The sequence below is a fragment of the Pedobacter sp. GQ55 genome (assembly GCF_059758925.1).
This window is the reverse complement of record NZ_JCAXEI010000001.1, coordinates 444,220-457,080: the sequence shown is the minus strand read 5'-3', so window position 1 is coordinate 457,080 and position 12,861 is coordinate 444,220. Positions and strand designations below refer to the sequence as shown.

Below are 12,861 nucleotides of genomic sequence, written 5' to 3'. Positions count from 1 at the left end.
TGACATCATGCCGACAATACAATAACATCGTTTTATTTGTTCATATTTAGTGCTTTATACGGTTACTGAAATTGCTACGTTGATATTATTTCTGCTTGCCTTCGAATACGGACAGGTCTGATGGGCAGCCTCTACAATGCTGATTGCCTCTTCAACAGAAATGCCTGGCAGGTTAACCTGCAATCTGGCCTGTAAGGCAAAGCCCTCTTCTCCTGTCCCCAAGTCCACTTCAGTGTCTACAGAGGTTCCCTCCGGAAGTTTGATTTTTATGGCCGCGGCATTGTGCTGCATAGCGCCGATGAAACAGGCAGACCAGCCAGCAGCGAACAGTTGCTCCGGGTTGGTACCTTTGCCGGCACTTCCCGGGGTAGACAGGTCAATGTCTAAACGTCCGTCTGTGCTCTTTGCTTTACCGTCGCGACCTCCGGTAATGTGGACTTTTCCAGTATATAATACTTTAGTGATTGCAGATCCGCCGATAGCGGTAAAAACGGTTTGATTTTTCATTGTATTTGAATATTAAATTATTGAATGATGATTTTACGTATTTATCGGCTCCATGCCGCAACCTCAAGGATGGCATCCGCAAAAGCTTGCGGGGCTTCCTGCGGGAGGTTATGCCCCACGCCTCCCTTAACGTTATGATGTGCATATTTTCCTTTAAAGCGGATCGCATAGCTGCTCGGGTCTGGGTGGGGCGCTCCGTTGGCATCTCCTTCCAGCGTTACTGTGGGCACCATAATATCAGGTGCAGTAGCAAGTTTAGATTCCAGGGCGTCATATTTAGCTTCCCCCTTGGTAATGCCCAGTCTCCAACGGTAATTGTCAATCACAATTTGTACGTGATCGGGGTTTTTGAACGACGCTGCAGAACGGTTATAAGTCTCCTCACTGAATTTCCAGGTTGGCGAGGCCGTCTGCCAGATCAATTTGTTGAACTCAGCGGTATGTACCTGATATCCTGCCTGGCCACGATCTGTAGTAAAGTAGTATTGATACCACCAGGACAGCTCGGCTTGTGGTTTAAGCGGCGCCTTGTTACCCGCCTGGCTACCGATCAGGTAACCACTCACAGAAACCAGTCCTTTCACGCGCTCTGGCCATAGTGCCGCCATGATATCTGCGGTACGCGCACCCCAGTCAAATCCGCCGACGATGGCATTTTTGATTTTCAAGGCATCCATAAAGGCAATCATGTCCACAGCAAGGGCAGATTGCTGACCGTTACGTGGTGTTGCAGCGGAAAGGAAGCGCGTACTGCCGTAACCGCGCAGATAAGGAATGAGCACCCTATAGCCTTTAGTGGTCAGGATTTCCGATACTTCTTTATAACTATAAATGTCATATGGCCAACCATGAAGAAGCAAAATGGGTGCACCATTGGCCGGACCCGCCTCTACATAACCTATATTGAGTACGCCGGCTTTTATTTGCTTTAGGTGATCAAAAGGATCCTCGAGCTGCGTGAGGATACTGTTCTGAGCGGGTGTGATTGGTTTTGCTGCAGCTGCAGAAAGTAAAATCAGCTGTAAAGCAGCAAGGATGAAGGTTAGTCTTCCTAAGAAGTGTCGAGGGGATATAGATTGATTTTTCATTTATTTTGGAGTATTTGTTGATTGATAGGATAAATTTAGTGCTGCCAGGACCTGAAAAAAATCACAACCGGGCTGAAGTAGACAAGCCTAGATGCCAACCAGGCATTTTGGGGGTCGAACTTTACGCTCAATTTACGCTGATGGTCGTTTTTTCTTTTTCAACTGGGCGGTGATCGTACCGCAGCTTTGAGGATCCCGCTCAAATCTCGCAGTAGATATTGCGAGTACAGAAGCGAAGGCGATCATAGCTGCCGCAAGCCGCCTCCTGACCGCTACTGTCAGACCCCGGGCCGAAAATAAGAAGATGCTAATTTTCATAATTACTGTTTATTAGGTGATTTGATAGCCCAAAACTACCAGGACAGACTATGAAAAAACGACCAAAAAACCCTGGGCCAGACAAATCAGGTACTGATTCAGACAGCCTGATGGTTGAGTTTTGTCGGAAAGCAATCTTCAAAAAAAATCCTTTACGGGATTTTGGATTTGGCTAGGTTAGAGGAATATATTAAATTTAGCAAGGACCAACTTACAAAGCCAATTAGCATCACCACCCTTTATGAAATTTGTTGTAATATTTATTTTGTCTTTCATATCGGTATCTGCCCTGCCATTTCTCTGGAATGAATTTTCATTTGTTAAAGCAGGCTTTCCCTTTCCTTACTTGCAAAGAATGACTTTTGAGGGTTCAGATTCAACATCCACAGTAGTCTCGTTTCTAAGGGTAAATTTCGCATATGACTTGATTTTAGTAGGGATTTTTGTTTGGGTATTATATAAATTCAGAGCAACCATGAAAACTAACACTTAATCTAAGCGTCCTTTTGAGAATTTAAATCAATGAGAAAAACCTTAATTTTAATTTTAATTGCAATAGGTACAATTGGCTCAATTTGTGCCCTGGTCCACTACATCAAAATGGATGGTTTTTCATTCGCGTGGGCACTGAATTTCCTATTGATGCTATGTGTGCTTGCTTTTACTGAAACACTAAAAAGCCAACTTACTTCCGCTTACTACAACGAAAAGGGCTGGGAACGGAGCGGAAAAATATACGAACATTTTGGAATAAAATTTTTCAGAAAATTATTGGTTTGGATTGGATGGGAAAAATTGAATAAAAAATCTAACCCGATAGAGAAAAACACCAAAGCTTTGATGAATTTACATTATCAAACAAAAAAATCTGAACTAGGTCACCTAATTATCTTACTTATTGTCCTGGGGTTTAATGTTTTCGTGGCATTCAAATTTGGAGTTCTCAAATCTTTGTGGTTACTCATACTAAATGTCTTACTAAACCTTTATCCGATTTTCCTTCAACGATATAATCGGCCACGAATAGAACGCGCTATAAATTTAAGTAAACGAGCTATCTAATTTGATCGCTTCTTTTAAAAGCTTTTTTATGGGATTTTCATCAATCTCCTCTGGGGTTTGAAAGATTTTATAAAAAATTTGCTTGTTTGTTCCATGAGACAGAAAGCGATCATAGTCATTTAATTTGTTTCCATACCAAAAACCTAAAAGAACTCCTTTTTTGATACCGCCTCTTGGAACGGTTGATGGCCAAATAATACATATACCTTTGTTGCCATAAAAAAATGGAACATTGTATGATATTTTCTCTTTACAGTATTCCGGAAGAGATTCAATAATTATCTGCCGCAAAACATCTACAATTATTTTTTCGTTTTCAGGAAGAATAGTAAACAGATCAACAAGGTTTCTAATTTTCATAGGAATTGGTTTTGGTAGAATACAAATATCTGCAATCGCTATATGTATTGCTCATACAAGCTCAGCAAAAGATTATTTTTTCAGCGATCCCAAATGCTTATAAGTATTGAGCAGCACACCCGTTGGTGTGGTCAATGTGCTAACGAATTCGAGCTCGCGCGCATCAAAGTTGTCTGAAAGAAGACGTTTGCCTCTACCTAGTAATACCGGGTATACAATCAGGATAACCTCATCTATCAATCCTGCCTCGAGCAACAAAGGAGTCAGCGATATACTTCCCGAAAGTACAAGATCGGGGCCGTCTGTCAATTTGAGTTTGCGAAGCTCCTCGATGAAATCTTCGCCTAAACCCTTAATTGGCTCCCACTTAAGGCTGTCAGGTCTGTGGGTCACTACATATTTGGTTGCAGCGTTTATAGCGTTTGCCATCGGAAAGTCCCCGGCATTTGGCCAGTAGCCCAACCACTCATCGTATGTGCGGCGACCAATCAACAGATCGAAATTGGTACCGTATGCCTCAAGAAGCATCGACATCCCCTCAGGGGTTCGGTATGGTGCAGTCCATCCGCCATATGCATAGTTTTTGTCGTGCTCAATCACGCCGTCAAGCGACATATGTTCAAAAATTCTGATCTTTCTCATTTTGATCCTATTTAGTTTATGATGATTCAAATTTAATGTGGATCAGCTACTTATGTGAGGTGCAATCGCGACAATATGAGGGTGTTTTGCAACCTGAAGCATAATTCCAGGGTACAAAACTGTATCGGCACTCCGCAACTTGCGGAAAAATGCAACAGTATAAGGAAATGAACCAATCAGTAAAGCACTGTAAATCAAGGCCGTGCCAAAATACCGGTAGTTAGGCATTATTATGTAGCATACTCAAAACATAAATAATAAGAATATTTAATTGAACTTTAATATAATAATTATGAAAAAGATCATTTTATCAGCAGCAATTTTAGCTGTAGCAGGATTAACCTCAGTAAAAGCAAGCGAAATCAAAAATCCAGTGACCATTAGTGTTCATCAGGATAGTACAACAAAAACTCCGGTAGAATTAAAAGATCTTCCAGAACCAGTGCAAAAAACTTTGCAAACAGATCCAGTTAAAGAATGGACTCCAACTGCTGCGTTTTTGGTAACAAATGCAGATAAATCAACCTTCTATCAAATCGATGTTAAAAAAGGTGAGGAAACATCATCTTTGAAAGTCGACAAAGACGGTAAAATAGTACAATAACATTTCATCTCAGTCAGAACCCCTGAATAGTTCTGATAAAATATGATCACAACAGAATTCCCTTAGTGATTTAAAAGGGCTGATGATGATTGAAAAGGGCTGCTTTTTAAGCAGCCTTTTTTTATAAAAAGTTATATACAGAATAGGCGCTTATAAGAGACGCGATTCGTCTGGTTCTATAAATCCCCCAGCCAGTTTACCAGGTCTTGTGCTGCTTTGAAATTATCATAAACTGCTGGTAATTTCCTGCCATCCACGTACTCGTTATATAACCAGGGATCACCGATTGCATAAACCGTTCCTTTGCCAAACTTTGTAACCGACATCACATCAGCGCCATCCTTATCTTTTAAGATGGACCTTGCCGGAGCGGAAAGTTTTAAACTGCTATATTCTTTAATGAACAGATTTGTGGCGCTTTTAAAGAGTTTATTTCCTGCAGGAACCACAACTTTGGCCATTTCAAAGTTCCCGGGCACAGGAATTCTGCCTTTGCTGTCTCCATTGAAAAATACCCCAAATTTTTCAGCTAGTGCATTGAAATGCTTAAGCTCAACATTAGGTGCATCATTGGCCATTAAAATCAAAGTTCCACCTGCTTTCAGCCATTCAGCAATTCCCTTTATGTGTGCCGCTGTTATAAAATTCGGCACTGGATTCTCCTTCTCAAAATCGGGATCTACAATAATATAAACCGATATTCCTTTTAAATTTTCCGCAGTGGGGCCCTGATATGCTGTTTTTGTTTTGAAGCCTGCGTTACTGAATAGTTGTGCCCAAAATGAAAATCCGGTATTGCTTTGTTCTTCCCATTTGTAATGCCAGGAAAGGTCATTTCCACTTTGATCCTTTTTAATTTCATTGTTAAAATAAGAATCCAATAAGACCGTCTTTCCTAAGCCTGGCTTCGGCAAAGCGGCAATTCCCATTTCATTGGCGGCCAGTAAAAATGCGCCGACACCCTTAGCATCATTGCTGATCACCTTTTCACTTAAATAATAAGCATAGCTCCCATCACGATAAGGCTTGCCACCTAAACCAGAAACACTTACTGTTCCATTCAAGTTTATCCGATCGGCATCAACATTTTCAACAAAGGTTTTTTTTATACCTTCATACCCTTTTTCCGCAACTACGAAAAAATCATTGGGCAAATAACCTTTCCTTACCGCTTTAGCAAAGGTATAGACAAACATACTCGAGGCAGAGGCTTCAAAGTAATTACCCTTTCCCTTAGGCAGGTCCAAAATATCATACCACAATCCGGTTTCCGAACTTTGTACTTTTTGCACTGCAACAGCAAAGCGATGAAGGATTTCCAATATTTTTTTGCGTTTAGGATGCTGCTCAGGAAAATTGTCCAGCACATCTACCAATGCCATTCCATACCATCCCATTGCTCTCCCCCAGAAATGTGGTGAACGCCCTGTCGTTTTATCTGCCCATTGTTCAGCTTTGGATTCATCCCAACCGTGATACATTAAACCTGTTTTGCTATCCCTGGAATTTTTTTCCATCCAGATGAACTGATTGGCAATATCATCGAAAGCCTTTTCGTCTTTAATCAATGCGGCATATTCAGCATAGAATGGCTCACCCATATACAAACCATCAAGCCACATTTGGTTTGGATAGATTTTCTTATGCCAGAACCCGCCTTCTTTAGTACGTGGCTGTTGCTGCAACTGATCCCAGAGCACACTGGCGATTTTAAAATATTTTTGTTGACCGGTCACTTTGTATAAGGTCAACAGCGTCCGGCCGTTTTTTACATTATCAATATTAAAATCTGTTATTTTATAATTATTTATGTAGCCATCTTCTGAAAGATAGCTGTCCATATTTTTCTGCATTGCTTTAAAATAGGTAACATCGCCGGTCCTTTTCCAAATGCCTTCAAAGCCCTCATAAATTACACCTAAATCATAGGACCATTTCTTTGGAGTTAAGCTTGGTGCGGTACTGGCGGTATCATTCCAGGCTGCCATTACGGTTGCTGCCATTTTTTGGGCCAACTGATCATCTTGAGCCTTTACAGGAAAAGCGAGGCCCAAAGTTAAGGCCATTGCAAAATATTTAAAGATGGATTTTTTCATGTTATTTATTGATTTGCAGTGATTTATCAGATGCACCAGCCAGAAATTCATTTTTAGATTTTGCTTTCGAAGGGTCTAAACCAACTGAAGTGATTCCACTATTCCTATCTCCACTGATACGGAAAAGCAAATCAGCAGCATTATAATTTACATTTCTGAATTGGAGTTGATTTCCATTTTGAATATTGATCAATGGATTGCCATCTGTGATGTGCAGATTCAGGTTGTTTAAATTTATATTTTTTGCTTCCTGGATGTCTATCCCTTCTTTTGCTACGATGGTCAGATTTTCCAATGTAATATCACTAATACTCAATTCCGGAAGACCCCTCAAAAAAATGGCTTTTGCAGCACCGTTACAAACTACATTTTTGATGTCAAAATTCCTGAAAACTGGAGTTTCCTTAGTTACCGGTAATAATACAACCTTAGGTATATCCCTTTTTTCTCCTCTCAATGGTACCGGATCTACAGCTGCGTAATACATATCGAACAGGATGGCCTCACCAATAATGTCCTTCATATTAATGTTTTTAATGTAAATATGTTCCACTACCCCTCCTCTGCCCCTTGTGGTTTTGAAACGGAGGCCGATGTCTGTGCCAATAAATGAACAATCTGATACGAATATATTTTTTGCTCCGCCGCTCATCTCGCTTCCAATTACAAATCCACCATGGGCATGATAAACTGTACTATTGCGGATAATTACGTTTTCGGTAGGCATCCCTCGAGCTCTCCCTGCTGCATCACGGCCGGATTTAATACAGATTCCATCATCACCAACATCAAAAGTGCTACCCTCTATCAATACATTTTTGCAAGATTCAATGTCGATGCCATCTCCATTTTGAGCGTACCAGGGATTCTTTGCGTAAACGTTCCTAACTGTTAGGTCTTCACACATCAACGGATGTATGTTCCAGGCCGGTGAATTCTGAAAAGTAACACCTTCCAATAAAATCCGTTTGCAGGATGTGAAAACCAATAAATTTGGCCGTAAAAAGTCTTTAATAGATTGATAGAATTCAGGAGTCTTATCAGGCGTAATCTCCCCTGGATTTTTCATTCTTGAACCTTTAAAATTTTTCTCCGAAGGATACCAGCCTTTTTTATCCTCAGATACAATCCCACCGGATGCAATGAGTTTGGCCCATTGGCTTTCTGTTAACTTCTCTTTTTTAACCATTCGCCAGGCATCCCCGGCACCATCCACAATTCCCAAACCTGTAATGGCAATATTTTGTTGGTTTGTTGCCCATAGGGGAGATTGATTGCGCATTTGAGGTAAGCCCTCCCAATTGCTTGCTACCAACGGATATTGATCAAAATCTTTACTAAACTGTAAAATAGCATTGGCCTGCAGGTGTAAATTCACATTACTTTTTAGCTCGATAGGGCCAGTTAACCACATTCCTTTTGGCACCAGGACCACACCCCCTCCTTGTTGGCTACAGACAATAATTGCTTCATTAATACTTTTCGTGTTTAACGTTAAACCGTCATTTACAGCACCATATTTAACAATATTAAAAGTGTCCTTTTTAAAAGCGGTTTTCGCAATAACAGGCAAGTTATTAAAAGAGTATGGTGTTGCATTTTTAGATTGAGCGTTTACACAAAATGAGGTAGTAAGGAGAAATACAAAAATGGAAAAGATGATTTTTTTCATGCGCGTGGATTCTTTATATTGGTTTGCTTTAGCTAATGTATAATAACAAGTCTACATAGTTTTAAAATAGGATAAAACCTTTTAAACGAAAATAACTATGCAATCGTTGCCATTTTTTTTGCGCCCAAAGGGCTTATAAAATTTTCGGTGATCTTGACACTAATGAACCCTGAAATAGTCGAAATCTGAATATCCAGAATCATTGATTTGTTCCGTTCTAACACAGAACAAACCAACTTTTGCACCAATCCATTTTCCAGGTTCAGCTTCAAAAACTTCATTTACAATGGCAAAATCAGTTCCGTTAGTACTATAGCTAAATTGGCATTTTGCACCTTCAGTTACACTGACCCGAAAATACACCTCCTTTCCGCTGAGCTTGCCAAGGATTCGTTCATTTTCCGCCTTTCCCGCTTCGGCATTTTTACAGGTACTATAAACAATAAAAATTTCGTCCTTTTTGCTTTTCAAGGCAATATTTGCGTAACTCATACCCATAATGATCAATCCTGTTTTTTCATTTTCGAGTTTGGGATTTGGAGTGAAACTTAACTTAGTGGTTACCGTAAACTTTGTTGTTGGAAACTTTTGCATTAACAAATTTGGAACGCTCCAATAATTTTTGGCACTATCCGGTATTTTAGCAGAAAACAAGCGCAACGTTCCTTTTTCGGCGTTCCTAAATGACCAGGTAGCCACAGGGTTGGCCTGCCACTGCCATTGTAAACCCAAATTTAATCCACTGAATTCATCGCTTTCTTGTGGTGTTACCATAGCTGATTTTGGTGTATTTACTGGCTTGCTATATGTTAAAACAGGTTCGCCAATACCATTTCCGTCCGCATCGGTTCCAATCACAGGCCAATTGTCTTGCCATTTCATGGGTTGCAGGTGAACAACACGACCATAAGCCCCTTTATCCTGAAAATGCAAAAACCAATCTTCACCTGTCAGTGTATTGACCCACGCACCTTGATGGGGACCATTAATTGGAGATTTTCCCTGATCCATAACAACTTTGCGTTCGTATGGACCATAAATATTTTTCGATCTCAACACCAATTGCCATCCGGTAGATACGCCGCCAGCAGGTGCAAAAATGTAGTAAAATCCATTCCTCTTATATAGTTTAGGTCCCTCAATAGTGGGATCTAGTTCATGTCCGTCATAAACCAACTGACCTTCATCTACGATCTTATCACCAGAGACATTCATTCTTTTAACTACTATAATTGTTTTTATTCCGGCCCTGCTCCCCGCATACGCATGGACAAGATAAACCTTACCATCTTCATCCCAAAGCGGACAGGGATCGATCAAACCTTTACCTGCCTCTACTAAAACCGGGTCAGACCAAGGGCCAGCTGGGTTTTTAGCTTTGGTCACATAAATTCCAAAATCCGGATCCGGATAATAGATGTAAAATTCATTCTTATGAAAACGGATGGCTGGTGCCCAAACTCCATTCCCATGTTGTGTTTTGGCAAAATGATCAAATGGAGGTTGTTTTTTTAGGGCATGGCCAATGATGGTCCAATTCACCAAATCTTTCGAATGTAAAATCGGCAAGCCCGGAACAGCATCAAAACTCGAGGACACCAGATAATAGTTGTCGCCAACACGAATGGCGTCAGGATCAGAGTAATCTGCATCAATTACCGGATTTTTATATTTTCCATTTCCAAGATCAGCAACCCATACCTTCGATACCTCAGCTTTCTTCTTTTGAATAGTTTGTGCATCGGCAAAAGGGCTTAAACCTAGGATGAGCAGGACTATTCTTGTATTAAAAATGATTAATTTATTCTTGATTCTCATCCTTTAAAAATTTGAGTGTTTTGTATCTGCGTTCATGGAATTAATCCCCGGCATCCAGATTGTGCCTGTCTTAAAGATATTGGCCAGCGAGTAAAAGCTTAATTCATTTTTTGTCAACCGTTTTGACCAGCTGACACGTTTTTCCATGTTTGCTCCCGGGCCTAAACTTTTATATTCGGCATAATAAGCTGTTTTTTCTTTGTCAGGAAACATCACATCTCCCGGCCATGGATGCCAACCGGTTGAAACGATATGTGCACCCATCTCAGTTCTAATAAAAACAGTTTTTGCATACGGCCTCCACGGTCTTCCTAGAAAAACTTTGTCTACACCCTTATCCGCAATCAGTTTACAATCCAGAAAAACAAAACCGAAGCGCTGACTTTCAGAAGTAGCTGCTGCAGTGATATAAGAATTAGTTAAACTTTTAACCGTACAGTTTTGAAATACAACGGTGGCCTCGCCAAAAATAAAGTCAGTAGTCCCTGCTATATAACAGCTTACGTAAAGCTGCCTGCTGCTCGTAGTTGCAGCGTACAACGTATCCTGGTTCCCTAATATGCGGCAATTTTTGATGATCACCCTGTCGGCCTCTACGTGCAGGGCCACGGCCTGACCAACCTTTCCTGAGGCATTTTCAATGGTAAGGTTTTGAGCTGTAAAACCATTGCCTTGTACTAGCACCGTATAAGAAGTATAAGTGCTAAATTTATCAATTCCATAAGTATCTTTGCCTTTGGGGTAACTTTTGCCGGAATAATCTGAATTTGTGATAACGGTATTACGGGCATCTTCTCCAATCAATGATACATTTGTTTTCCACGAGGGGATAATCAGTTTTTCATGATAGATCCCTTTTTTAATGAGGATTTTTACCTCTTGCTTACCCAAGTCACGGACAGAGTTTACCGCTTCCTGAATGGTCTTATAATCTCCGCTACCATCTTGCGCTACAGTAAGGGCAGATGGAAATTTTTGCTGTGCATAACCTGTTAAGGTTATACACAGCATGCAGAAAAGCCAAACGATGTTTACAGGTTTTGCCATTAATAAATGTTATTGGTATTCAGGATTTTGTTTAAACTCATCAGGATTTGTAACCGCATCCATCTGTGCCCTTGGAATAGGCCTTACCACATGAAAACCCTGTATACCAGTAGCATTAGGATTATGCGCTTTAACGCGTTCCACCAGTTTACCGGATCTTTTTAAATCAAACCATCGAATCTGTTCTCCAGCAAATTCTCTGGCACGTTCATCTAAAATAAAATCGAGCGTCACCTGGCTTGCAGTTATTTGCATTTCAGCAACCTTATTTGCTTTGGCTGCCCTGGTACGGATTACATTTAAATAAGTTGCTGCCTGAGTTGAATTTCCTAAATTAAATTCGGCCTCGGCAGCAATCAGATACAACTCAGCAAAACGGATTACAAAAACGTCTCTTGCACTTTGAGCCTCATTTGCACTTGGCCGCGTAGGATCATCGAACTTATTAAGAGACACATAATGCAACTGATCCTTCACAGTACCATCAGCGTTATATACTGCATTACGATCAAAAATTTTGTAAGGTTTGTTTCCCGGAGCATATACTTTCCTGGTCGCAAAAATCGCAGTATCGCCAACCTTTATCCCTGTTGTTGCTTTATTTGAATACCATACGGTTTTAAAAGTTCCCTCATACCTGGAATCATCATCACTATATAAGTCCAACAGAAACCGTGTAGGCATATAACGATCGAAGGGCCTTCCATTAGCTATATCACGGACCATCCCTGGCTGATCATCATATTTCATAGCAAAAAGCAAATGCCCGTTATTACTTCCCCGACCGTGTCCTAAAGGATTTAAAATTTTATCAACCAGGTCATTTAAAACAAGATTTGTTGAATAATTAACGGCATAAACAACTTCCGTATTCCTGAGGTTAGACATTTTCCACAGGTCTGCATAATTAGGCAACAGACTAAAACCATAATTACCATTTATTACCGCCAGTGCCATATCCCTGGCTTCCGTGTATTTCTTTTGCGTTAAGTACATTCTTGCCAGAAAAGCCTGGGCAGCAGGCTTTGTAACCCTGCCATATTCGTTGGTAGTAGTGGGCAGATTAGCAACAGCAAAAACCAGATCATCAATGATCTGCTTATTAAAGGTTTCAACAGGTGTTTTGTTAGCGGTAGTAACCACCCCCTGAGTTTCCGCTATAGAAAAATGCACACCTCCCCAGGTTTCAACGATATGCCAATAATAAAAGGCCCTCAAAAATTTTAATTCAGCTTCCCGAACAGGTCTGATGTTATCGGCCAGGCCAGCCCCACCAATTCTGTTGATTCCAGTATTACATAAATTTATAACGGCATAAAGCTGCTGCCATTCGGTAGTAATAGCTTTATTAGCCGACTGCAGATTTAGGTATTGCGTCAAATCTGTGGTTACATCCCCAGCTCCGCTCATCCATAAATCCGTACCCATTTCAGACATGCTATAACCATCTTCTTTACCATACCACCAACGCTGAGAAGAGTAGGCGCCATTAACCAATGTTTCAAAACCTTCGGGCGTGGTAAATACACTTTCAGGAGTTATTCCAGTATAGTTTTTCTCTTCTAATGCTTTCTTACAGGATACAAATAGGGCCAATCCGGCTAAAACAAGTAATCCTTTATATATATAATGTTTCATGTCAATTTT

11 protein-coding genes are annotated in these 12,861 nt (G+C 40.6%); 2 read left to right on the top strand and 9 right to left on the bottom strand.

The annotated features are described in order from the left end of the window. Window positions 1-54: 54 nt before the first annotated feature. Entirely contained in the window at window positions 55-507 is a 453-nt protein-coding gene (locus AC6CH7_RS01870; RefSeq protein ID WP_498261063.1) for an organic hydroperoxide resistance protein, read from the bottom strand. Window positions 508-548: 41 nt separating this feature from the next. After that, window positions 549-1,595: an alpha/beta fold hydrolase gene (locus AC6CH7_RS01865; RefSeq protein WP_498261062.1), complete on the bottom strand. Its 1,047-nt coding sequence runs from the start codon at window positions 1,593-1,595 to the stop codon at window positions 549-551. 840 nt (window positions 1,596-2,435) lie between these two features. Here AC6CH7_RS01865 and AC6CH7_RS01860 point away from each other — a divergent pair. Next, window positions 2,436-2,975 (top strand): glycosyl-4,4'-diaponeurosporenoate acyltransferase CrtO family protein, encoded by a 540-nt coding sequence (locus AC6CH7_RS01860; RefSeq protein WP_498261061.1) that lies wholly within the window; start codon window positions 2,436-2,438, stop codon window positions 2,973-2,975. Here AC6CH7_RS01860 and AC6CH7_RS01855 read toward each other — a convergent pair. Together AC6CH7_RS01855 and AC6CH7_RS01850 are read right to left on the bottom strand one after the other, a co-directional pair. Further along, window positions 2,955-3,335 carry a DUF1801 domain-containing protein gene (locus AC6CH7_RS01855; RefSeq protein WP_498261060.1) on the bottom strand — a complete coding sequence of 127 codons (381 nt, stop codon included), beginning with the start codon at window positions 3,333-3,335 and terminating at the stop codon, window positions 2,955-2,957. The two genes, AC6CH7_RS01860 and AC6CH7_RS01855, sit on opposite strands and share 21 nt — an antisense overlap. A 72-nt stretch (window positions 3,336-3,407) precedes the next feature. Beyond that, window positions 3,408-3,977, bottom strand: coding sequence for a dihydrofolate reductase family protein (locus AC6CH7_RS01850; RefSeq protein ID WP_498261059.1), 570 nt, complete (start codon window positions 3,975-3,977; stop codon window positions 3,408-3,410). A 292-nt stretch (window positions 3,978-4,269) separates the two neighbouring features. Between AC6CH7_RS01850 and AC6CH7_RS01845 the strand changes: the two genes are divergently transcribed. Then, on the top strand, window positions 4,270-4,581 hold the full coding sequence (locus AC6CH7_RS01845; RefSeq protein ID WP_498261058.1) for a hypothetical protein: 312 nt from the start codon (window positions 4,270-4,272) through the stop codon (window positions 4,579-4,581). A 176-nt stretch (window positions 4,582-4,757) separates the two neighbouring features. Here AC6CH7_RS01845 and AC6CH7_RS01840 read toward each other — a convergent pair whose 3' ends face one another. The 5 genes from AC6CH7_RS01840 to AC6CH7_RS01820 form a co-directional block, all read right to left on the bottom strand. Beyond that, window positions 4,758-6,677, bottom strand: a complete 1,920-nt coding sequence (locus AC6CH7_RS01840) for a DUF4350 domain-containing protein (RefSeq protein WP_498261057.1) — start codon at window positions 6,675-6,677, stop codon at window positions 4,758-4,760. Window position 6,678: 1 nt separating this feature from the next. Then, window positions 6,679-8,349: a glycoside hydrolase family 28 protein gene (locus AC6CH7_RS01835; RefSeq protein WP_498261056.1), complete on the bottom strand. Its 1,671-nt coding sequence runs from the start codon at window positions 8,347-8,349 to the stop codon at window positions 6,679-6,681. Window positions 8,350-8,508: 159 nt separating this feature from the next. Then, window positions 8,509-10,167: a glycoside hydrolase family 43 protein gene (locus tag AC6CH7_RS01830; protein ID WP_498261055.1), complete on the bottom strand. Its 1,659-nt coding sequence runs from the start codon at window positions 10,165-10,167 to the stop codon at window positions 8,509-8,511. A gap of 3 nt (window positions 10,168-10,170) precedes the next feature. Beyond that, window positions 10,171-11,214 (bottom strand): pectinesterase family protein, encoded by a 1,044-nt coding sequence (locus AC6CH7_RS01825; protein ID WP_498261054.1) that lies wholly within the window; start codon window positions 11,212-11,214, stop codon window positions 10,171-10,173. Window positions 11,215-11,223: 9 nt separating this feature from the next. Next, complete coding sequence (locus tag AC6CH7_RS01820; RefSeq protein WP_498261053.1) at window positions 11,224-12,852, bottom strand: RagB/SusD family nutrient uptake outer membrane protein; 1,629 nt, start codon at window positions 12,850-12,852, stop codon at window positions 11,224-11,226. Window positions 12,853-12,861 lie beyond the last annotated feature (9 nt).

Excerpts from the sequence above, each read along its gene's own strand:
- AC6CH7_RS01850 (WP_498261059.1), bottom strand. The coding sequence starts at position 3,977 with ATGAGAAAGATCAGAATTTTTGAACATATGTCGCTTGACGGCGTGATT.
- AC6CH7_RS01860 (WP_498261061.1), top strand. The coding sequence starts at position 2,436 with ATGAGAAAAACCTTAATTTTAATTTTAATTGCAATAGGTACAATTGGC.
- AC6CH7_RS01835 (WP_498261056.1), bottom strand. The coding sequence starts at position 8,349 with ATGAAAAAAATCATCTTTTCCATTTTTGTATTTCTCCTTACTACCTCA.
- AC6CH7_RS01865 (WP_498261062.1), bottom strand. The coding sequence starts at position 1,595 with ATGAAAAATCAATCTATATCCCCTCGACACTTCTTAGGAAGACTAACC.
- AC6CH7_RS01820 (WP_498261053.1), bottom strand. The coding sequence starts at position 12,852 with ATGAAACATTATATATATAAAGGATTACTTGTTTTAGCCGGATTGGCC.
- AC6CH7_RS01825 (WP_498261054.1), bottom strand. The coding sequence starts at position 11,214 with ATGGCAAAACCTGTAAACATCGTTTGGCTTTTCTGCATGCTGTGTATA.
- AC6CH7_RS01840 (WP_498261057.1), bottom strand. The coding sequence starts at position 6,677 with ATGAAAAAATCCATCTTTAAATATTTTGCAATGGCCTTAACTTTGGGC.
- AC6CH7_RS01830 (WP_498261055.1), bottom strand. The coding sequence starts at position 10,167 with ATGAGAATCAAGAATAAATTAATCATTTTTAATACAAGAATAGTCCTG.
- AC6CH7_RS01845 (WP_498261058.1), top strand. The coding sequence starts at position 4,270 with ATGAAAAAGATCATTTTATCAGCAGCAATTTTAGCTGTAGCAGGATTA.
- AC6CH7_RS01855 (WP_498261060.1), bottom strand. The coding sequence starts at position 3,335 with ATGAAAATTAGAAACCTTGTTGATCTGTTTACTATTCTTCCTGAAAAC.
- AC6CH7_RS01870 (WP_498261063.1), bottom strand. The coding sequence starts at position 507 with ATGAAAAATCAAACCGTTTTTACCGCTATCGGCGGATCTGCAATCACT.